The sequence below is a fragment of the Dyella soli genome (assembly GCF_054482295.1).
This window is the reverse complement of record NZ_JBTFFU010000001.1, coordinates 1,854,017-1,874,535: the sequence shown is the minus strand read 5'-3', so window position 1 is coordinate 1,874,535 and position 20,519 is coordinate 1,854,017. Positions and strand designations below refer to the sequence as shown.

Sequence of the window (20,519 nt, the reverse complement as noted above, 5' to 3'; positions counted from 1 at the left end):
GGGCCTGCCCAACGGCAACGCGCGCGTGGCATGGACGCCGGGCCGTGGCGCGGCCGTCCGCGCTTGCCCGGCAGGGCCGGCAGTCACGATTGCCGGCGACCGCGATGGCGAGGATGATGTCGGCTGTGCCGATGGAGTCCGCCATGCGCTGTCGCCACCTGATGCTGATGACCAGCCTGCTGTGCGCCAGCGCCGCAGCGCAGGGCGTCGTGCCACCGGCAGGGCAGGCCAGCGACCACTGGAACGCGCCGGCGCCAGCCACCACCGCTGCAGGTGCCTATCGCGACGCGCTGAGCGCGGCTGCGGCCGATGCCGGGCGCTTCAAATTCAGCAGCCAGCCGCCCAGGGACAATGCGCCGCCCGACCAGACGCCGATCCGCGTGATCATCAACAATGGCCACGGTCCCCATGTGAATTGCGTGCCGATGGGAGCTTACGGCGCGTGCCATTGAGTCCGCTTCACCTCACCGGAATGCCTGCATGCTGCGCGGCCTGAGTTCGCTCGAGTCGCGCATGGTGCTTCTGCTTGGCCTGGCCGCCGTGTCCGGCGCGCTGGTGTACGCCGGCGTCACCCAATGGCCGTTGCCGCAGGTGCTGGCGTGGATGCACCAGGACCTGGGCGTCAATCTCGGGGCGCCCGGGCGATTCGGTTTCTATGGCGGCCTGCTGGTTTCGGTGGTGCTGCTGCTGCCCTTGTCGCTCTGGCTGGGGCACCGCGTGATCTCGCCGATCACCAAGTTGCTGCGCGCGCTGGAAGGCGCCGTGGCGAGCTATCGCGACGGCGATTTCAGCTTTTCCATCGTGTCGTCACGTCGCGACGAACTGGGTGAGCTGATCCGCATGCACAACGCACTGGGGCAGACCCTGCGCGAACAGCGCCAGCACCTCGCGCAGCGCGAACTGCTGCTCGACACGGTGGTGCAGAACACGCCGGTGGCGCTGGTGCTCACCGATGCGAGCGGACGTGTCACCTACGCCAATATCGCGGCGCGCCACCTGTTCAACGAAGGCCGCACGCTGCACGGCCTGGACTTCATGGACCTGCTCAGCGGCGCCCCCGAAGCGCTGCGCCGGGCGGTCGCCGGCGGCGAGGATGCGCTGCTCAGCGTGGAAATGGATGGCGGCGAGGAAACCTTCCATCTGTCGCAACGCAGTTTCCGCCTGCAGGGCAGGCCCCACCGCCTGCAGCTGTTCCGCCGCATGACGCGCGAGTTGTCGCGACAGGAAGTGGCCACGTGGAAGCGCGTCATCCGCGTGATCAGCCATGAGCTGAACAACTCGCTGGCGCCGATTTCGTCACTGGCGCACTCGGGCGCGGAACTGGCAAGGCGTGGCGACACCTCGCGCCTACCGGGCGTGTTCGCCACCATCGGCGAGCGCGCGCGCCACCTGCACGGTTTCATTGCCGGCTATGCGAGCTTCGCCAAGCTGCCGGCGCCGCAGCCGTCGACCATCGTGTGGCAGGCATTCCTCGACGGGCTGTCGCTGCATTGCCGGTTCCAGTTGCGCGGCAGCATGCCCGAGCAGCCGGGCTGGTTCGATGCGGCGCAGATCGAGCAAGTGCTGATCAACCTGATCAAGAACGCGCATGAATCGGGCAGCGCCGCCGACGAGGTGAGCCTGTCGCTGGCGGTGATTGCCCGCGACCTGCGCATCGAAGTGGCCGACCACGGGCCCGGCATGAGCGAAACGGTGCTGGCGCAGGCACTGCTGCCGTTCTATTCCACCAAGCGCTCGGGCACCGGCCTGGGCCTGGCCCTGGCGCGCGAGATCGTGGAAGCCCACGGCGGCCGCATCGCCCTGGCCAACCGCGAAGAGGGCGGCCTGCGCGTCAGCCTGCTCCTGCCGCTGGGGCCGAAGTAGGCCGTTATCGCGGAAGCGGGCACTCACCTATACTCCGGCCATCTTTCATGGATGTGGGGATCGGGCAATGGGTCAGCTGTTCGCGTTGGTGATAGTCGTCGTGGCGGTGATCGTGCTGGCGAAACTGGTCCGCATCGTGCCGCAGGGTTACGAATGGACGGTGGAGACCTTCGGGCGCTACACGCGCACGCTCAGCCCGGGCCTGCATTTCCTCATCCCGGTCTACCAGACGGTCGGACGCCGGATGAACATGATGGAGCAGGTGCTCGACGTGCCCTCGCAGGACGTCATCACCAAGGACAACGCCGTGGTGCGCGTGGACGGCGTGGTGTTCTACCAGGTGCTGGACGCCGCCAAGGCCGCCTATGAAGTGGCCAATCTCGAACAGGCGGCGCTGGCGCTGGTGATGACCAATATCCGCACCGTGCTCGGCTCGATGGACCTGGACGAATCGCTCAGCCAGCGCGATGCCATCAACGCCAAGCTGCTGCGCGTGGTGGACGAGGCGACCCACCCATGGGGCGTCAAGGTCAACCGCATCGAGATCAAGGACATCGCGCCGCCGCGCGACCTGATCGATTCGATGGCGCGCCAGATGAAGGCCGAGCGCGAGAAGCGCGCCAACATCCTCGATGCCGAGGGCTTCCGGCAGGCGGCGATCCTCAAGGCCGAAGGCGAGAAGCAGTCGGTGATCCTCGCCGCCGAGGGCGAGAAAGAGGCCGCCTTCCGTGCGGCCGAGGCCCGCGAGCGTTCGGCCGAGGCGGAAGCGAAGGCAACCTCGATGGTCTCCGAAGCGATCGCCAACGGCAACGTCAACGCGCTCAATTACTTCGTCGCCAACAAGTACGTCGAGGCGTTGAAGGAAATGGCCAACTCGCCCAACCAGAAGATGCTGTTGCTGCCGATCGAAGCCACCGGCATCCTCGGTTCGCTCGCGGGCATCGCCGAACTGGCGAAGGAATCGATGAGCCAGCAGCAGGCCGGCGGCGCCCGTCGCGTGCCGCCGGCGATGGGCTGAGCGGGGCACGATGATGGAAGACCTTGCCCTGCATTACTGGTGGTGGATCCTCGCGCTGGTGTTGATCGGCGTGGAGGTCGTGCTGCCTGGTTACTTCATGCTGTGGATCGGCATCGCCGCCGGCGTCACCGGCCTGGCGGTGCTGCTGGCGCCCGGGCTGTCCATGCTGGGCCAGGCCTTGATCTTCGTCGCGCTGGCCTTCGTGTCGTGCGCCGTCTATTGGTACGCCGTGCGCCCGAAGCTGATGCGCCACGAGCCGGGCGACGCGCGACTCAATCGCCGTGGCGAACAGAGCATCGGCCAGCGTTACGTGCTGGCCGAGGCCATCGTCAACGGGCGTGGCAAGGCGAAGGTCGGCGACGGCTTGTGGCTGGTCACCGGGCCAGATCTGCCGGCAGGCAGCACGGTGGAGGTCGTGGGTGTCGACGGCACCACGTTGCGGGTGAGGGCGGCGCCGTAAGGCGCGCCCTCCATGGCCACGCCGGCGTGTTCCGGTGAAGGACGACACTGACAACCGCCATGCCAATCAGTTCTACTAACGGCATGTCGAACGCCTTCCTCATTCCCGACGTTTCGTCGCCGCGCGCGGCGGCCTGCCGGCGGTCGTGCGTGCCATGACCCATCCCGCCGTCGTCACGCCGCCGGTGCTTGCGCCGCTCCATACGCGCATTGCCTTCCTGCTGGAACTGGCCCGTCGCCTGCACCAGTACGGAACCGCGGCGCCACGCCTCGAAAGCGCGATCGCCGGCGCGGCGCAGCGCCTGGGGCTGGTCGCGGACGTCTGGTCCAGCCCTACGGCAATCATCATTTCCTTCACCGACCTGGCCCAGGGCGAGCAGGACGTGGCGCAGGTCACGCAGGTGATGCGGCTGGCGCCGGGCGACGTGAACCTGGCGCGGCTGTGCGACGCCGATGCGATCGCCGACAAGGTCATCGCCGGCGATCTCGAGTTGCGCGAAGGCTTTCGCCTGCTGCGCGACCTCGGGCGCCCCGAAACGCGCCGGGCGCAGGCAGGCGTGACCGCCAGCTATGGCCTGGCCGCGGCGGCGGTGGTGGCGCTGCTGCTGCACAGTTCCTGGGCCGACCTGCTGACCTCGGCCCTGATCGGCCTGATCATCGGCTCGATTACCGTGCTGTCCGCGACGCGTCCCCGCCTGGCCGTCGCCAGCGAGGCGATCAGCGCGCTGGTGGCCGCGGTCATCGCCATCATGGTCAGCCAGTTCGTGGTGCCGCTGGCGATCAAGTCGGTGATCCTGGCCGGCTTGATCGTGCTGATGCCGGGCATGGCGCTCACCACTGCCGTGCGCGAGATCTCCAGCCAGCACCTGGTGGCCGGTGTCGCCCGCATGGGTGGTGCGATTGCCACGCTGATCAAGCTCACCTTCGGCACTGTGGCGGGTACCCAGCTCTGCCATGCGTTTGGTGTCGAAGGCCGTGACTACGCGCTGCCGCCGCTGCCCGCCTGGACCGACTATCCGGCCTTGCTGATCGGCGCCTTCGCGTTCGCCATTTCCTTTCGCGCCGCACGCCGCGACTGGCTGGTGGTAATGGCCGCGGTGGTGCTCGGTTACCTGGCCACGCGCTGGGGCGGTGCGTTGGCGGGCAAGATTCCGGCGGCGCCGTTCGGCGTTTTCCTGGGCGGCCTGACGCTGAGCGGACTGGCCAATGCCTATGCGCGTTTCGTGCAGCGGCCGGGGGCCATCATTCGCGAGCCCGGGATTATCCTGCTGGTGCCGGGCAGCGTCGGTTTTCGCAGCGTGTCCTATTTGCTGGAGCGCGATACCACGCTGGGCATGGATACCAGCCTGTTGCTCATGACGCTGCTGATAGCGCTGGTGGCAGGGCTGTTGTTCGGCGACCTGTTGATAGCGCCGCGCCGTTCACTCTGATGCGCATGCCCCAATGAAAAACGCCGGCAGCTTGCCGGCGTTTTTTCATGGGTGGACCGATGGCGATCAGATCGCCAGGTCTTTTTCCTTCTTGCCGGCCTTCAGCGCGTCATTGAACCAGCGCGGGCGCTTGCCGCGGCCGGACCAGGTCTGTTCCGGATCGGCCGGGTTGCGGTATTTCGGTGCCACGGTAACGCCGGTACGACGCACCTTGGCGCGGCCGTGGCCGAAGATGTCCTCAAACGTATAGCCCTCGGCCTTGATCAGCGCGTGGATCTTCTCGCGCAGCTTGCCCACCTTTTCCTTGCGCAGTTCGTTCTGGCGCAGCTGGGCCTTGTTGATCAGGTCATTGAGCTGATTGTGATTGAGGTTCTTGATATCGACTGCCATGGGCAACTCCCGGGGAGTGGGTATTTGGCTGCGTGATCAGGCACTGCGATGCGTGCAATGCCTCCATTAAGAGCTTTTGATTCTCACCGATATATATTCCCAATGCAAAGCGGGATCTGCCATTGGGCCAGGCGGGTAAATCCCATAATGGTGGCCCTGATGGGGAGTGGTCGGCCATTCCGGCATGCTGCAGTTAATCGGTAAATGCCGGGGAGCGGGTTAATGCGGCGCATCGCGACGGCTGCGGCGAGGCAATGGCGAAAATGGAAACGGCCGCTTGCGCGGCCGTTTCAACGGGTGATTTCCGATTATCTCAGCCCAGCAATGCGAACAGCTCGTCCTGGGTAATGGCGCGCGCTTCCGCCTCGTCACGGGCACGGTATTCCAGCGTACCAGCCGCCAGGCCGCGTTCGCTGATGACCACGCGATGCGGAATGCCGATCAGCTCCATGTCGGCGAACATGGCGCCGGGGCGCAGGCCGCGGTCATCCAGCACGGTTTCGACGCCGCGCTGGGTCAGTTGCTGGTAGAGCGCGTCGGCGGCCTGGGCGACTTCCGGCGAGTTCTTGGGGTTGATCACGCAGACCGCCACGCGCCACGGCGCCATCGCCTCCGGCCAGATCACGCCGGCGTCGTCGTGGCGCTGCTCGATGGCGGCCGCGACGATGCGGCTGACGCCGATGCCGTAGCAGCCCATCAGCATGACCTGGGCCTTGCCGTTCTCGTCGAGCACGGTGGCCTTCAACGCCTCGGCGTACTTGCTGCCGAGCTGGAACACGTGGCCGACCTCGATGCCGCGGGCCATGCGCAGCGTGCCCTTGCCGTCCGGCGAGGGATCGCCCTCGACCACCTTGCGGATGTCTTCCACGCGGACCACGCGCGCGTCGCGGTCCCAGTTGGCGCCCGTGTAGTGGGTACCGTCCTGGTTGCCGCCGCAGACGAAGTCGGCGAGCACGGCCGCGCTGCGGTCGACGATCACCGGAATCCCGGCCGGGAGGCCCACCGGTCCGATGAAGCCCGGGCGCGTGCCGGTGAGGGCGAGGATTTCCTCCTCGGTGGCCAGCACGGATTCGCCCGGCATCTCGGCCAGCTTGCCGGCCTTCACTTCATTGACCTCGTGGTCGCCGCGCACGCACAGGGCGACCAGGCCATCGGTGCCGCGCACGATGATGGTCTTGACGCACTGCTGCGGCGCGACCTTGAGGAAGGCCGCCACGTCGTCGATGGTCTTCTGCGTCGGCGTGTCCACGCGCTGCAAGGCCGCGGCCGGGGCAGGGCGCGCGTCGGCGGGTGCCAACGCCTCGGCCTTCTCGATGTTGGCGGCGTAGTCGGAGCCGTCGGAGAACGCGATGGCGTCTTCGCCCGATTCGGCCAGCACCTGGAACTCGTGGCTGGCGTTGCCGCCGATGGCGCCCGTATCGGCCTGCACGGCGCGGAACTTCAGGCCCAGGCGGGTGAAGATGCGCGCGTAGGCCTGGTACATCGCGTCATAGGTCTGCTGCAGCGATTCCTGCGAGAGGTGGAAGGAGTAGGCGTCCTTCATCAGGAACTCGCGTGCGCGCATCACGCCGAAGCGCGGGCGGATCTCGTCGCGGAACTTGGTCTGGATCTGGTAGAAGTTGACCGGCAGCTGCTTGTAGCTCTTGAGTTCGTTGCGCGCGAAGTCGGTGACCACTTCCTCGGCCGTGGGCGCGTAGCAGAACTCCTGCTCCTTGCGATCCTTGATCTTCAGCAGCTGCGGACCGAACTTGGCCCAGCGGCCGCTTTCCTCCCACAGTTCCTTGGGCTGGATGGTCGGCATCAGCATTTCGACGGCGCCGGCACGGTCCATTTCCTCGCGCACCACGGTTTCCACCTTGCGCAGCACGCGCAGGCCCAGCGGCGACCAGTTGTACAGGCCGGCGGCGAGCTTGCGAATCATGCCGGCGCGCAGCATCAGCCGGTGGCTGGCGATTTCGGCGTCGGCGGGGACTTCCTTGACGGTGGCCAGGTGGAATTGGCTAAGGCGCATGCGAGCGGATCCGGCGGAGAAAGAGGCCGATTATAACGATCCGCGGCGCTTACTCCGCAGGCGGGGCCATCATCGGTGGCCCCGCCCGAGCCCGGGCCTGGCCGGGCGGTTCAGCCGCCGGAGCAGTACTGCTGGTATTGCGCCTCGGCAGTGGACTGCTGCTGCTTGCGCTGGTCGGCGCTCATCACCTTCTGCTGGCCACCGTCCTGCATGATCACCGGGCCGCTGGCCTTCAGCGTCTCCATATTGGCCTTGAGCGAGGCGCACAGCTTGGTGCGGTTCTCCGGGGTATCGGCCATCGGCTCGGTGTTTCGCTTCGGCACGACCTCGGAGCCACCCTCGGCACCGGCCTCGTTGTTGGCGGCGGGAGCCGGCGCCACCAGCGGTTCCACCGTGCCGGTGGTGGTCACCTTGCTGTACTTGGTGCCTTGCGGCGGGGGCGCGTCGGAGTAGTGCACGGTGCCGTTGGCATCGGTCCATTTGTACGCCTGGGCGACGACCAGGGGCGCTGCGAGGAGCAATACAGCGGCGATCAGCGGGCGACGCATGGTGTTCTCCAGGGCTTGAGACAGGGTGCGCATTAGTTAACACCCCCTCTGTCAGGACTCAAGCGGCGGATGGTTTACACTGCGCGCATTCCGTCACGGATTGATTCATGAGCGACAGTACGCCAGTCCGCGTCCCGCGGCACCGGGGCATTTACCTGCTCCCGAACCTGTTCACCACCGGTGCGATGTTCGCGGGCTTCTACGCGATCATCGTGAGCATTGCGGGAGATTTCAGCGCGGCGGCCATTGCCGTGTTCGTGGCCGCCTTGCTGGACGGCATGGATGGCCGGGTGGCCAGGCTGACCGGCACCCAGACCGAGTTCGGCGTGCAGTACGACTCGTTGTCCGACCTGGTCAGTTTCGGCCTGGCGCCGTCGCTGGTGATGTACACCTGGTCGCTGTCCGCGCTGCGTGACTTCGGTCCGACCTGGGGCAAGATCGGCTGGGCCGCCGCATTCATCTACGCGGCCTGCGCCGCGCTGCGCCTGGCGCGCTTCAACACCCAGGTGGGCGTGATCGACAAGCGCTATTTCCAGGGCCTGGCCAGCCCGGCCGCGGCCGCGGTGTGCATGTCCTTCGTGTGGAGCATGGACAAGTTCGGCATCCTCGGCGAGGAACTGTGTTTCGTCACGCCGGTGATCGCGATCGTCGTGGGCCTGCTGATGGTCAGCCGCTTCCGTTACTACAGCTTCAAGTCGCTGCCGATGGGCGATGGCCGGGTGCCGTTCCTGTGGATCATCGTCGGCGTGCTGGTGCTGGTGCCGTTCTTCATCGATCCGCCGCGCGTGCTGTTCGTGGTGTTCACGCTCTACCTGTTGTCCGGCCCGGTGATGACCCTGTGGGGTCGCGCCACCCGCCGCCGGCGCCGCGGGGCCGCCTGACCATGGCCGCGCTCGCGCAAGCCTCGCCGGCCCACCGTGAGCGCCTGCTGCGCGCCCTGGGCGTCACGCCCTGGGTGCGACGGGTACCGGCCGTGCCTGTCGTGGCCGGCGAGCCTGCGGCCGCAGCCGTCGCCAGCGGGGCTCCGGGCGATTGCGCGGTGCTGCTTCCGGCCGGCTGTTCCGCGCGTGAGCTGGATCTGGTGGGTCGCGCCCTGATGGCCTTTGGTCCCGCCGTGGCGCGGGCGCCGCGCTTCGAAGTGACCCAGGGCCAGTTGCCGGCCGTGCCCGAGGTGCGGGCCTATCTGGTGTTTGGCGAGGCCCAGGCACATGCGCTGGGCCGGGAACTGCCCGCCGCGGCCCTGGCCCGCGCCCATATCGTGCTGGCCGACGAGCCGGCTGGCGTACTGGCCTCCGGAGCCGGCAAGCGCCGTCTGTGGAATGCGCTGCGCAGTCTGCGGCGCGCCTTGGCCCTGCCGGTGGAGTAACCCTGCATGGTCGCCGTGCCCCGTCCTGTCGCCGAGATCCGCGCCATGCGCCGCGAGGACCTGCCGGTCGTCGCCCAGATGGAGGCCGCGTCCTACGAATTTCCCTGGACGCAGGGCATCTTCGGCGACTGCCTGAAGGCCGGCCATCCATGTTGGGTGATGTGGGTGGAAGGCGAGATCGCCGGCTATGGCGTGCTGTCGGTGGCCGCCGGCGAGGCGCACGTGCTCAATGTCTGCGTCGGCCCTGCCCATCGTGGGCTGGGCCTGGGGCGGCTGCTGATGCGCCGCCTGATCGATATCGCCCGCTGGAATGGCGCGACGCGCGTGTTCCTCGAGGTGCGGCCGTCCAATCCGGTGGCGCAGCAGCTTTACGCGGCCATGGGCTTTGGCGAGATCGGCCGGCGACCGAAATACTACCCGGCCAGGGACGGGCGCGAAGACGCCATCGTGATGGCGCTGGATCTGTTGCCGGCGTAGCGCTGCGCTAGCCCCTTCTACCCTTTGGGGGAGAAGGTCGGGATGAGGGGGCGGGTGGTCGTGGTGGCTTGGATCGGCGGTGATCGGGTGGCCCTTTCTTTCGCTTCGTTCCCAAGCCGTGTCGCCAGTGTGCCGCCTACGCGGCGGGCGTTTCGACCTCCTGCCGGAGGCCGAGTCACTTTTCTTTGCTGGCCCACGGACGCGCAGGAGCGCGGGCGAACGGCGAAGCCGGCCCGAAGGGCGGAGGGCAGGATGCCCGGAGTCAGAGAAAAGCAACCCAAAGAAATGGCCTGACGAGCTCGTGGCAAAGGGTTGGATACAGGCCCGAACGGTCTTCGGGCCCCGACGCGGGACGCCTCCGCCTCTGCGCAGCCGCTTCACTGCAACGCGCCATGGCGTTGAGGACTTGAAGCGGAGAGCTGCGCTTTTGCTCCCTCTCCCCGCCGGGGAGAGGGAGTAAATCGCTACTTAGCCAAGCTTCTGCGCCTGCTCGCGCAAGGCGTTGAGCTGGACGCCCCAGTCGGCGATGCGCTGGCGTTCCTGCGCCACCACCTCGGCTGGCGCGTTGGCCACGAAGTTGGCATTGCCCAGCTTGCCTTCGCACTTCCTGATCTCGCCCTCGATGCGGGCGATTTCCTTGCCCAGCCGCGTCTTCTCGGCGCCCAGGTCGATCAGGCCGGCCAGCGGAATCAGCACGCGCATCGAACCGACCACCGCCGCGGCGGCAGCCGGTTCGTCGGCGCCGGCTTCGATCCACTGCGGCGCCTCGACGCGGGCCAGGAAGCTGATCTGCGCGGCGAACTTGGCGGCGCGCGCGCGATCCGTGGCATCGCCGTCGGCCAGCAGCAGGGGGATGGTCTTGCCCGGGGCGATGTTCATTTCCGCGCGGATGCGGCGGATGCCGCTCAGCACGTTCTTGAACCACTCGATCTCGGCGGTGGCCGCGTCGTCCGCAGTGATCTCGTCGGCGCGCGGCCACGGCCGCTGCATCAGGCCCTCTTCGGTGAGGGCCAGCTTCGGCGCCACCGACTGCCAGATCTCCTCGCTGATGAACGGCACGATCGGGTGCAGCGCGCGCAGGATGGTCTCGAGCACGACCAGCAGGGTGTGGCGCGTGGAAGCCGCAGCGACGGCGTCATCGCCGTTCAAGGCCGGCTTGGACAGCTCCAGGAACCAGTCGCAGAACTCGTTCCAGGTGAACTCGTACAGCTCCTGCGCGAGCAGGTCGAAGCGGTAGCTGGCGAAGTGCTGCTCGACGTCGATCAGCGTCTGCTTGAGGCGCGTGAGGATCCAGCGCTCCGCTTCCGTCACCGGCTGTGAGCCCCTCTCCCCCCGGGAGAGGGGTTGGGGTGAGGGTACGGCAGTGCCGGAAGCTTGCGCGCTGGCCGAACCCTCTCCCGATGGGAGTGGGGATTCAAGGTTCATCAGCACGAAGCGCGCCGCGTTCCACAGCTTGTTGCAGAACGCCTTGTAGCCTTCGGCGCGCTTGATGTCGAAGTTGATGGTGCGGCTGTAGCTGGCCAGCGCGGCGAAGGTGAAGCGCAGCGCATCGGTGCCGATGGCGGGAATACCGGCCGGGTAATCCTTGCGGATGCGCTTCTCGACCTTTTCGCGCACCTGCGGGATCAGCAACGACCTGGTCGACTTGGCGACCAGGGGTTCCAGCTCGATGCCGTCGATCAGGTCCAGCGGGTCCAGCGTATTGCCCTTGGACTTGGACATCTTCTGGCCTTCCGCATCACGCACGATGGCGTTGATGTAGACCTCGCGGAACGGCACCTTGCCGGTGAAGTACTTGGTCGCCATCACCATGCGTGCGACCCAGAAGAAGATGATGTCGAAGCCGGTGACCAGCACGGCGCTGGGCAGGAAGATCTGGTCGTTTGCCCAATTGGCGACGACTTCGCCACGCTCGTTCTTCACCGGGCCATCGGCCGGCCAGCCGAGCGTGGAGAATGGCCACAGCGCCGAGCTGAACCAGGTGTCGAGCACGTCGTCGTCCTGGCGCAGCGCGCCGACCGGCGCGACCGTGGCATGCGCACGCGCGTCGGCCTCGTCCTCGCCCACGAAGATGTTGCCGGCCTCGTCATACCAGGCCGGGATGCGATGGCCCCACCACAGCTGGCGGCTGATGCACCAGTCCTGGATGTTGTCCAGCCACTGTGTGTAGGTGGTGCTCCAGTTCTCCGGAACGAACTTGATCTCGCCGCCGCGCACGGCATCCAGCGCCGGCTCGGTGATGGCCTTGCGGCCGCCCGGACGGCCATCGGCCTGCACCTCGGAGGTGAGGTCGAGGAACCACTGGTCGGTCAGCATCGGCTCGATCACCGCGTCCGAACGCTGGCTCACCGGCACCTGCAGCTTGTGCGGCTTGGTCTCGACCAGCAGGCCGGCGGCCTCAAGATCGTGCAGCACGGCCTTGCGCGCCTCGTAGCGGTCCATGCCGCGGTACTTCTCCGGCGCGTTCTCGTTGACCTTGGCGTCGAGCGTGAAGATGTTGATCGGTGCCAGGTTGTGGCGCTGGCCGATGACATAGTCGTTGAAGTCGTGCGCCGGGGTGATCTTCACGAAGCCGGTGCCGAACTCGCGGTCGACGTAGTCGTCGGCGATCACCGGGATTTCGCGGCCGGTCAGCGGCAGGCGCAGCAGCTTGCCGATCAGGCGCGCATGGCGCTCGTCTTCCGGGTGCACGGCCACGGCGACGTCGCCGAGCATGGTTTCCGGACGCGTGGTGGCGACCACCACGCTGTCGCTGCCGTCGACGGTCGGGTAACGGATCGACCACAGGTGGCCCTCGCGCTCGACGTTGTTCACTTCGAGATCGGACACGGCGGTGCCGAGCAGCGGATCCCAGTTCACCAGGCGGTTGCCGCGATAGATCAGGCCGGCGCGATACCAGTCCACGAACACCTTGCGCACGGCGGCGGACAGGCCTTCGTCCATGGTGAAGCGTTCGCGCGACCAGTCGGCGGCGGCGCCGATGCGGCGCATCTGGTTGGTGATGGTGGAGCCGGATTCTTCCTTCCACTTCCACACGCGTTCGACGAATGCTTCGCGGCCCAGGTCATGGCGCGTGCGGTCGTCGACGGCGAGCTGGTTCTCCACGATCTTCTGCGTCGCGATGCCGGCGTGATCGGTGCCCACCTGCCACAGCGTGTTCATGCCGCGCATGCGCTGGTAGCGGACCAGCATGTCCATCACGGTCTGCTGGAATGCATGGCCCATGTGCAGCGTGCCGGTAACGTTCGGCGGGGGCAGCAGGATGCAGTAGGGCTCGCCACGACCGGAGGGCTTGAAGTCGCCGCTGGCTTCCCAGCGGGCATACCACTTCGACTCGATCAGGCTGGGCTCGAAACTCTTGTCCATCGGGGGCTCGCGGTTGCACGCCGGGGTTGGCGCGACGGGATTGGCGTGAAAGGGTCGATTGTACGGGCGGGGGGCGTGGGGTGCCAAAGGCACCGCTCTTTTGCGCCCTCTCCCCGCCGGGAAGAGGGCTGGGGTGAGGGGTCGGGGCTGGCCCAAACGCCTGATTGAAATATGGGGGCTTTTCTGTGGGGCAGGAGGCGCTCCCGCGAGCACCCGCCCCTCACCCCGGCCCTCTCCCCTCAGGGGAGAGGGAGAAAGCGTCAGCCGCGCAACTGCCGCCCGTAGGCGTGCACTTCGTCCACCAGCACCTTCACGTGCTCGGGTTCCACCTCGGGGGTGATGCCGTGGCCCAGGTTGAACACGTGGCCGGGGTGGTTGCCGTAGCTGTCCATCACGCGGCGGACTTCACGGCGGATCACTTCCGGGTTGGAGCGCAGCACGGCCGGATCCAGGTTGCCCTGCAGCGCAACGCGCCCGGCCACGGCCTGGCGGGCATCGGCCAGGTCCATGGTCCAGTCCACGCCCAGGCCGGCACAACCGGTGTCGGCCATGGCGGCCAGATGCTGGCCGGCGCCCTTGGAGAACAGGATCACCGGCAACTCGCGGCTGTGCGCATCGGCCTTCAGGGCGTCGACCACCTGGGCCATGTAGCGCAACGAGAACTCGCGGTACGGCGCGGGGCCGAGCATGCCGCCCCAGGTATCGAACACCATCAGCGCCTGGGCGCCGGCGGCGGCCTGGGCCATCAGGTAGGCCGCCACGGACCGGGCCAGGGTCTCCAGCAGCTGATGGGCCAGGGCCGGATCGTTCCAGCACATGGCCTTGAGCTGGGCGAAATCGCGCGAGCCATGGCCCTCGACCATGTAACAGGCCAGCGTCCACGGACTGCCGGAGAAGCCGATCAGCGGCACCCGGCCATGCAGTTCCTGGCGGATCAGCCGCACCGCGTCCATCACATAGCGCAGCTCGCCTTCCATGTCGGGCACGCCGAGCTTGCCGATGTCGGCCTTCGTGCGTACCGGATGGGCGAACTGCGGACCCTCGCCATGGGCAAAGCTCAGCCCCAGGCCCATCGCGTCTGGAATGGTGAGGATGTCGGAGAACAGGATGGCCGCGTCCAGCTCGAAGCGCTCCAGCGGCTGCAGGGTCACCTCGCAGGCGAGCTGCGGGTTCTGCGCCAGCGCCATGAAGCTGCCGGCACGGGCGCGGGTGGCGCGGTATTCGGGCAGGTAGCGGCCGGCCTGGCGCATGACCCACACGGGCGTGGTGTCGGTGGCCTCGTGGCGCAGGGCACGCAGGAAACGATCGTTTTTAAGCGCTTCAGTCATGGGTGAACCTGGGTAGGGGGAAGCGGGCAAGGGCAGGGCGGAGCGAGGGAGCACCATGGCGTCGGGCGATGAAGCGCGCGCCGTGGCCGGTGCCCTCTCGCTACTCACTCCTCATCACGCACTCCTCAGGAGCCGTACGGGCCATCCAGGCCCTGGCTGAACATCAGGCGGAAGCCGCGCTTGAGCTGTGCGTCCCGCGCCTTCTCGAAGGCGGCGATGGCGTCGTCCCGTTCCAGGAACTGCTCGCGCTTGAGCGTGGCCTTGCCGCCCTGTACGCCCGTTTCGCGATACAGCGTCCAGCCGCCAAGCAGGTCCTGCTCCAGCACGATCTGGACATAGCGCGGCGCCTCGGTGGTGGCGGGCATGGCTTGCAGGTAGAGGCGCATGGATGTCTGGCGTCGAGGGTGGCGGAAGGTGGCCGCAAGGCCTGCATTCTAGAAGGCCAGCGGCATGGTAGCGAGCGCGGCCTCGCCGCAGGCGCGCCCGCGCTCAGCCGGTGGCGGCCCGGAGTACCGACAGCACGGCCTGTTCGTCCACGCCGCCAACGATCTCCGCGCGGCCAATGCCGCGCCACAGGATCAGCCGCAGCGTGCCGGCCAGATTCTTCTTGTCCAGCCGCATCAGCGCCAGCAACTGGGCCGGGTCCATGCCGGCGGGGATGGCGGTGGGCAGGTCCAGCGCGGCCAGCAGGCGATGCAGGCGCGCCGTGTCGGCCGCCCCGCTCATGCCCAGGTGCTCGGAAAGCCGGGCCGCCAGCAGCATGCCGACGGCGACGCCCTCGCCGTGCAGCAGCACGCTGTACTTGCCGGCGGTTTCCAGCGCGTGGCCGAAGCTGTGGCCGAGATTGAGCAGGGCGCGTTCGCCCTGTTCGGTTTCGTCGCGGGCCACCACGCCCGCCTTGTACTGCACCTTGCGCGCGATGGCTTCGATCAGTGGCGCCGTCTCGCGCGCCATCAGCGCGGCGGCATGCTGCTCCAGCCATGCGAAGAAGGCGGGGTCGCCGATGGCCGCGCCTTTGACCACTTCGGCGAGACCCGCGCGGTATTCGCGATCGGGCAGGGTGGCCAGCGTGTCGGTGTCGGCCACCACGGCGCGCGGCTGATGGAAGGCGCCGACCAGGTTCTTGCCGGCCGGCAGGTTCACGCCGGTCTTGCCGCCCACCGAAGAATCGACCATCGACAACAGCGTGGTGGGCATCTGGATGAAATCGATGCCACGCATCCAGCAGGCCGCACTGAAGCCGGCGAGATCGCCGACCACGCCACCGCCCAGTGCCACCACGCAGGCATCGCGCGTGGCGCCCAGCTGGGCCAGCGCTTCCAGTGCACGGCCGACGTTGGCGAAGGTCTTGTGCGCCTCGCCATCGTCGAGCAGGAACGATGACCAGTGCAGGCTATCGAGTCCTTCCGCGACGCGATCGAGATACAGCGGCGCCACCGTCGTATTGCTGACTACCAGCGCATGCCGCCCGCGCAAAGCGCTGCGCCAGCGGACGTGATCACCCAGCAGCCCGGGGCCGATCGAGACGGCATAGCTGCGGCTACCCAGGGCAACTTCGATGGTGCGCAGACGGGAGTCGGTGGTCGTCGTCATGCGGCGTGCTGGCGCTGCCAGTGCTGGTCGATCAGGAGGATGCTGCGCGCGCTCGCGGCGTGGACGTGCTCGTGCGCACCGGGAATCACCAGGTCGGCGATTTCCTCGTAAAGCGGCGTGCGCTGGTGCGCCATCGCTTTGAGACGTTCCGCGCGATCGCTGCTGGCCAGCAGCGGCCGTTGCCGGTCCTGGGCGAGCCGCTCGAGCTGTTGCGCCAGGGTCGCCTGCAGCCACAGCACATAGCCGCGTTCGGCCAGCGCGCGGCGATTGGCAGGATCAAGCACCGCACCGGCACCCGTGGCCAGCAGCACGCCGCGGCGACGGCTGCACTCGTCGAGCAGCTGGTTTTCGCGCTGGCGAAAGCCGGCCTCGCCTTCAATCTCGAATACCGTGCTCACCGGCACGCCACACTGGCGCTCGATCTCCTGGTCGAGATCGACGAAGCTCAGACCATAATGCTCGGCAAGCCGACGTCCGATGGACGTCTTGCCGGCCCCGGTGGGCCCGACGATGAACAGGTTGCACGATGGATTCATGGGCGAATGCTAGCAGGCGCGAAGGCGCACGGCAGGGCGTGCCGGCGCGGTGGCCGGCATGAGCGGGCGCGTGCTGATCGCCGGCTGCGGCGACGTCGGCCTGCGCGTGGCGCAGCGGTTGCTGGCGCGCGGTGACGAGGTGTGGGCCCTGCGCCGCAGCGTCCAGGCGCCCGATGCCGGCGGCATCCGCTGGCTGGCGGGGGACCTGACGCTGCCCGAGTCCTTGCGCGGACTGCCGCACGGCATCACCCGGCTGGTGTACCTGCCGGCCCCGGATGCGCGTGACGCGGCCGCCTATCGTGCGGTCTTCGTCGATGGCCTGCGCTACCTGCTCGATGCGCTGGATAGCAGAGTTCTCGAGCGCGTGCTGCTGGTGTCTTCGAGCGCCGTCCATGGTGAACACGGCGGGGCATGGGTCGATGAAACCACCGCGCCCGACCCGCCGGGATTCAATGGCGCGGTGCTGCTGGAAGCCGAGCGCTGGCTGGCCGCGCAGCCGCTAGCGTCCGTCGTGCTGCGCCTGGCTGGCCTGTACGGACCGGAGCGGCTGCAGTTGGTGGAACGCCTGCGGGCAGGTGTCGTGCGGGTGCCGCGCGAAGTGCCGCACTGGGCCAACCGCATCCACGTGGACGACGCGGCGGCGGCCATCGTGCATCTGCTGTCGCTGCGCGCGGCGATGCCGCTTTACCTGGGCGTCGACGACACGCCGCTGCCACTGGACGTGCTCTACGACCACCTCGCTGCCATCATCGGCGCACCGAGACCGGCCGACGGCCCTGCGCCGCCGGGCGTGGGAAGCAAGCGCCTCAGCAATGCGCGACTGCGTGACAGCGGATTCGTGCCGCGCTGGCCCGATGCGCGCGAAGGCTATGCGGCCTTGTTGCAGCATGCCCGTTGAATTCGGCATCACTTCGTCATCCCGGCATGCGCCGGGCTGACCGTCAAGACAAGACACGTCCATCCCAGGAGGAAACCCCATGCCCGCCAGCATTCCATTCCACATGGTCACCACCAGCAACGATCTTCCCGGCTACCGCATCGTGCGCCCGATGGGCATCGTGCGCGGCATCACGGTGCGTTCGCGCAGCGTGATCGGCAACCTCGGCGCGGCGCTGCAGACGCTGGTGGGTGGCAATATTTCGATCTACACCGAGCTGTGCGAGAAAGCGCGCGAGGAAGCGTTCGAGCTGATGCTGCGCCACGCCGCCCAGCATGGCGCGAACGCGGTGATCGCCATGCGCTATGACGCCAACGACGTCGCCGAAGGCGTGACCGAAGTGCTCGCCTACGGTACCGCGGTGATGGTCGAACCGATGGGCTGACGATCAGCCGTGGTGGAGGGCGAGTACGTGGCGGTGGTCGTCGTACTCCACCATCGTATCGGCCAGCTCGGGCAGGGTGGCCAGCGCGTGGCGGCTCAGGCGTTCGAAATGGGCCAGGAAGCGCGCCATCGCTTCGGCCTCCATCGCCAGCGGCGCGTGGCGGGCCAGCAGTTCCTGCTCCTGCTCGCTGCGCCACTTGCGCACGATGTCCCAGCGCGGTGCCTGCAGCACGATCAGGGCATCGAGCTTGCGCCACAGCGGCTGATAGGCGCGCAGCTGCTTGTTGACCCAGTGGCGCCAGGCGCCTTCGGGGTCTTCGCTGCGCTCCAGTTCGTTGACGGGTGCGTCCAGTGCCGACTGCAGCTGGGGGCGGACGCCCAGCGCCCAGCCTTCGAGGATCACCAGCTTGGGCGGACGCGTGACCCGGGGCCAGCGCGAGGGCGCCATGCGCGTGTCGCGGCCCTTGTCGAAGCGCGGGTAGTCCACCGGCAGCTTTTCCGAAGCCTGCGGCAGCGCGGCGAGCACCGACAGCAGCAGCTCGATCTCGTGGGTGCCCGGCACCCCGCGGGTACGCAGCAGCGGATGGACCTGCTGTGCCAGCAGCTCGCGCTCGCTGCGCGAGTAGTAGAAGTCATCCAGCGACAGCACTTCCGCGGCCCAGCCGCGTGCCTCGGCCTGCAGCTTCATTTCCCTGGCCAGCGTGCTCTTGCCGCTGCCCTGCAGGCCGGAAAGGCCCAGCAGGTAGGGGCGCCTGGCACGGGCGATGCGGCCGGCGTACTGATCCAGCAAGTGCCCCGCCAGGGTTGAATTCTGCGTGCTAGCATCTGGAGACATGTACGCCATGATGGCGCGCGTCCGCCACGATTCAAGACCCAATGCTGAAACAAGAGATTCTCGACACCTTTCTGCAACTGCTGGACGAGGCCGCTGCGGGAGGGGAACCCGAGCCTACCTCGATGAACCTGGCCACGGTCGATGCCGCGGGCCGCGTGAGCTCGCGCATCGTGCTGCTCAAGGGCGTCGACGAGCGCGGCTTCCGCTTCTACACCAACTATGAAAGCGACAAGGGTGCCCAGCTCGAGGCGCATGCCCAGCTGGCCCTGTGCATTCACTGGAAGCGGCTGCGCGAAGGCGTGCAGGTCCGCGTCGAAGGCGTGGCCCGCAAATTGCTGCCCGAGGAGTCGGACGCCTACTTCGCCTCCCGTCCGCGGGCCAGCCAGCTGGGTGCCTGGGCCTCGCTGCAGTCGCAGACGCTGCCCGACCGCGAGACCTTTCACCAGCGCTTCGCGCGCTATGAACACGAATTCGAAGGCCGCGACGTGCCGCGTCCGCCCCACTGGGGCGGCTACGTGGTGGAGCCGGACATGGTCGAATTCTGGTACGGCGCGGAGTTCCGGCTGCACGAACGCGAACGCTGGAGCCGTCACGGCCAGACCTGGACCCACCGTCTGCTCTATCCTTGAGCGTACGACCCCGCCATTGGGAGGCATGAAGCATGCGTGCAGCGCCCGCCGATCACGTCGCCCAGAATGGCTTTGTCGTGCACACGCGCGGCCGCGGCTTCACCGAGATCACCGACAAGGTCGGTGACCTGGTGGCGGCCAGCGGCGTGCATACCGGCATCGCCCATGTCTTCAGCCCGCACACCAGCTGTTCGCTGCTGATCAGCGAAAACGCCGACCCGACCGTGCGCGAGGACCTGGAGCGCTGGCTCACGCGCGCGGTGCCGGACGGCGACACCATCTTCCGCCACGACGAGGAAGGCCCGGACGACATGCCCGCCCACGTGCGGGCCATGCTGACCGGCGTGAGCCTGGTGGTGCCCGTGCACGCGGGACGCGTGCAGCTGGGCACGTGGCAGGGCATCTATCTATGGGAGCACCGCCTTGATCCGCACCAGCGCAAGATCACGGTGACCGTGCTGGGACATTGAACGCGTGACCGAACAGCACCGCAACGCCGACGCTTACCCGCAACGCATCGTCTGCCTGACCGAAGAGCCGACCGAAGTGCTTTACGCGCTCGGCGAAGAGCATCGCATCGTCGGCATTTCCGGCTTTACCGTGCGTCCGCCGCGGGCACGCAAGGAGAAGCCGAAGGTCTCGGCCTTCACCAGCGCCAAGATCGACGAAATCCTCGCCCTGCAGCCGGACTTCGTGGTGGGCTTCTCCGACATCCAGGCCGATATCGCCCGCGAGCTGATCAAGGCGGGCGTCGAGGTATGGATCAGCAACCATCGCGGCGTCGACGGCATCCTGGCGTATATCCGCCGGCTCGGTGCCATGGTCGGCGCGGCGGACAAGGCCGATGCCTATGCCCGGCAGGCGGAACAGCACATCGCGCAGGTGCAGGCGGCCGCCGCGCAGTTCCGGCAGCGTCCGCGCGTCTATTTCGAGGAATGGGACGACCCGCTGATTACCGGCATCCGCTGGGTGGCCGAGTTGGTGCGCATCGCCGGTGGCGATGACGTGTTTCCGCAGATGGCGGCCGAGTCGCTGGCGAAGCATCGCATCCTGGCCGACCCGGGCGAGGTCGTGCGGCAGGCGCCGGACATCATCTTCGGCTCCTGGTGCGGCAAGCGTTTCCGCCCCGAGAAGGTGGCCGCGCGTACCGGCTGGGAGTCGATCCCGGCGGTGCGCGACGGCGCCATCCACGAGATCAAGTCACCGCTGATCCTGCAGCCGGGGCCGGCCGCCCTGTTCGACGGGCTCGACGCGCTGCATGCGGTGATTGCGCAGTGGGTGGAACGCCGCGGCGGCTGATGCTGCCCGTGCGCCCGTGGTGCGGCAAGCGGGTTCGTATCCGGGGAAGG

General features: G+C 67.8%; 22 protein-coding genes. 13 read left to right on the top strand and 9 right to left on the bottom strand.

Annotation, left to right across the window (positions count from 1 at the left end):
- Positions 1 to 143: 143 nt before the first annotated feature.
- The 5 genes from ACXU4B_RS08675 to ACXU4B_RS08655 all read left to right on the top strand — a co-directional run bounded on the left by ACXU4B_RS08675 (position 144) and on the right by ACXU4B_RS08655 (position 4,770).
- Positions 144 to 452, top strand: coding sequence for a hypothetical protein (locus ACXU4B_RS08675; RefSeq protein ID WP_131409614.1), 309 nt, complete (start codon positions 144 to 146; stop codon positions 450 to 452).
- Positions 453 to 480: 28 nt separating this feature from the next.
- Positions 481 to 1,863, top strand: a complete 1,383-nt coding sequence (locus tag ACXU4B_RS08670; RefSeq protein ID WP_131409612.1) for a sensor histidine kinase — start codon at positions 481 to 483, stop codon at positions 1,861 to 1,863.
- 67 nt (positions 1,864 to 1,930) lie between these two features.
- On the top strand, positions 1,931 to 2,881 hold the full coding sequence (locus ACXU4B_RS08665; RefSeq protein ID WP_131409610.1) for an SPFH domain-containing protein: 951 nt from the start codon (positions 1,931 to 1,933) through the stop codon (positions 2,879 to 2,881).
- 13 nt (positions 2,882 to 2,894) lie between these two features.
- The gene (locus tag ACXU4B_RS08660) at positions 2,895 to 3,341 is read left to right on the top strand and encodes an NfeD family protein (RefSeq protein WP_131410486.1); all 447 of its coding nucleotides are present in this window, start codon (positions 2,895 to 2,897) and stop codon (positions 3,339 to 3,341) included.
- Between the two features lie 154 nt (positions 3,342 to 3,495).
- Positions 3,496 to 4,770, top strand: coding sequence for a threonine/serine exporter family protein (locus ACXU4B_RS08655; protein WP_131409609.1), 1,275 nt, complete (start codon positions 3,496 to 3,498; stop codon positions 4,768 to 4,770).
- 66 nt (positions 4,771 to 4,836) lie between these two features.
- Here ACXU4B_RS08655 and ACXU4B_RS08650 read toward each other — a convergent pair whose 3' ends face one another.
- The 3 genes from ACXU4B_RS08650 to ACXU4B_RS08640 all read right to left on the bottom strand — a co-directional run bounded on the left by ACXU4B_RS08650 (position 4,837) and on the right by ACXU4B_RS08640 (position 7,719).
- Positions 4,837 to 5,160 carry an H-NS histone family protein gene (locus ACXU4B_RS08650; RefSeq protein WP_131409608.1) on the bottom strand — a complete coding sequence of 108 codons (324 nt, stop codon included), beginning with the start codon at positions 5,158 to 5,160 and terminating at the stop codon, positions 4,837 to 4,839.
- A gap of 313 nt (positions 5,161 to 5,473) precedes the next feature.
- A complete protein-coding gene (locus ACXU4B_RS08645; protein ID WP_131409607.1) occupies positions 5,474 to 7,171 on the bottom strand; it encodes a proline--tRNA ligase in 1,698 nt (565 codons plus the stop codon).
- Positions 7,172 to 7,281: 110 nt separating this feature from the next.
- Positions 7,282 to 7,719 carry a DUF4124 domain-containing protein gene (locus ACXU4B_RS08640; protein ID WP_131410483.1) on the bottom strand — a complete coding sequence of 146 codons (438 nt, stop codon included), beginning with the start codon at positions 7,717 to 7,719 and terminating at the stop codon, positions 7,282 to 7,284.
- A gap of 107 nt (positions 7,720 to 7,826) precedes the next feature.
- Between ACXU4B_RS08640 and ACXU4B_RS08635 the strand changes: the two genes are divergently transcribed.
- The 3 genes from ACXU4B_RS08635 to rimI are packed head-to-tail and all read left to right on the top strand — an operon-like array spanning position 7,827 to position 9,562.
- On the top strand, positions 7,827 to 8,600 hold the full coding sequence (locus ACXU4B_RS08635; RefSeq protein WP_131409606.1) for a CDP-alcohol phosphatidyltransferase family protein: 774 nt from the start codon (positions 7,827 to 7,829) through the stop codon (positions 8,598 to 8,600).
- Entirely contained in the window at positions 8,558 to 9,085 is a 528-nt protein-coding gene (locus tag ACXU4B_RS08630; protein ID WP_425481389.1) for a hypothetical protein, read from the top strand. Before ACXU4B_RS08635 ends, ACXU4B_RS08630 begins: the two co-directional genes overlap by 43 nt.
- Positions 9,086 to 9,091: 6 nt before the next feature.
- Positions 9,092 to 9,562: a ribosomal protein S18-alanine N-acetyltransferase gene (gene rimI, locus ACXU4B_RS08625; protein ID WP_131409605.1), complete on the top strand. Its 471-nt coding sequence runs from the start codon at positions 9,092 to 9,094 to the stop codon at positions 9,560 to 9,562.
- Between the two features lie 468 nt (positions 9,563 to 10,030).
- On the opposite strand, the gene ACXU4B_RS08620 is transcribed toward rimI, so the two are convergent.
- The 5 genes from ACXU4B_RS08620 to ACXU4B_RS08600 all read right to left on the bottom strand — a co-directional run bounded on the left by ACXU4B_RS08620 (position 10,031) and on the right by ACXU4B_RS08600 (position 16,385).
- On the bottom strand, positions 10,031 to 12,928 hold the full coding sequence (locus tag ACXU4B_RS08620; RefSeq protein ID WP_131409603.1) for a valine--tRNA ligase: 2,898 nt from the start codon (positions 12,926 to 12,928) through the stop codon (positions 10,031 to 10,033).
- A gap of 260 nt (positions 12,929 to 13,188) precedes the next feature.
- Positions 13,189 to 14,256: a uroporphyrinogen decarboxylase gene (hemE, locus tag ACXU4B_RS08615; protein WP_131409601.1), complete on the bottom strand. Its 1,068-nt coding sequence runs from the start codon at positions 14,254 to 14,256 to the stop codon at positions 13,189 to 13,191.
- 125 nt (positions 14,257 to 14,381) lie between these two features.
- A complete protein-coding gene (locus ACXU4B_RS08610; protein ID WP_131409599.1) occupies positions 14,382 to 14,642 on the bottom strand; it encodes a WGR domain-containing protein in 261 nt (86 codons plus the stop codon).
- 103 nt (positions 14,643 to 14,745) lie between these two features.
- Positions 14,746 to 15,849 carry a 3-dehydroquinate synthase gene (aroB, locus tag ACXU4B_RS08605; RefSeq protein ID WP_131409597.1) on the bottom strand — a complete coding sequence of 368 codons (1,104 nt, stop codon included), beginning with the start codon at positions 15,847 to 15,849 and terminating at the stop codon, positions 14,746 to 14,748.
- Entirely contained in the window at positions 15,846 to 16,385 is a 540-nt protein-coding gene (locus ACXU4B_RS08600; RefSeq protein ID WP_131409595.1) for a shikimate kinase, read from the bottom strand. The genes aroB and ACXU4B_RS08600 overlap by 4 nt, the downstream gene beginning before the upstream one ends.
- 58 nt (positions 16,386 to 16,443) lie before the next feature.
- On the opposite strand from ACXU4B_RS08600, the gene ACXU4B_RS08595 reads away from it, so the two are divergent.
- Positions 16,444 to 17,283: an NAD-dependent epimerase/dehydratase family protein gene (locus tag ACXU4B_RS08595; protein WP_131409593.1), complete on the top strand. Its 840-nt coding sequence runs from the start codon at positions 16,444 to 16,446 to the stop codon at positions 17,281 to 17,283.
- Positions 17,284 to 17,362: 79 nt separating this feature from the next.
- Entirely contained in the window at positions 17,363 to 17,707 is a 345-nt protein-coding gene (locus tag ACXU4B_RS08590; protein WP_131409591.1) for a YbjQ family protein, read from the top strand.
- A 3-nt stretch (positions 17,708 to 17,710) separates the two neighbouring features.
- Here the strand turns inward: ACXU4B_RS08590 and ACXU4B_RS08585 are convergent, their stop codons facing one another.
- Positions 17,711 to 18,541: a kinase gene (locus ACXU4B_RS08585; protein WP_131409589.1), complete on the bottom strand. Its 831-nt coding sequence runs from the start codon at positions 18,539 to 18,541 to the stop codon at positions 17,711 to 17,713.
- Between the two features lie 41 nt (positions 18,542 to 18,582).
- Between ACXU4B_RS08585 and pdxH the strand changes: the two genes are divergently transcribed.
- From pdxH to ACXU4B_RS08570, 3 genes are read left to right on the top strand one after another with little or no spacing between them, the layout of a single operon-like run.
- Complete coding sequence (gene pdxH, locus ACXU4B_RS08580) at positions 18,583 to 19,170, top strand: pyridoxamine 5'-phosphate oxidase (RefSeq protein ID WP_131409587.1); 588 nt, start codon at positions 18,583 to 18,585, stop codon at positions 19,168 to 19,170.
- A 32-nt stretch (positions 19,171 to 19,202) separates the two neighbouring features.
- Complete coding sequence (locus ACXU4B_RS08575) at positions 19,203 to 19,640, top strand: secondary thiamine-phosphate synthase enzyme YjbQ (protein ID WP_131409585.1); 438 nt, start codon at positions 19,203 to 19,205, stop codon at positions 19,638 to 19,640.
- A gap of 4 nt (positions 19,641 to 19,644) precedes the next feature.
- Positions 19,645 to 20,469, top strand: coding sequence for a cobalamin-binding protein (locus ACXU4B_RS08570; RefSeq protein WP_131409583.1), 825 nt, complete (start codon positions 19,645 to 19,647; stop codon positions 20,467 to 20,469).
- The last annotated feature ends 50 nt before the right edge of the window (positions 20,470 to 20,519 follow it).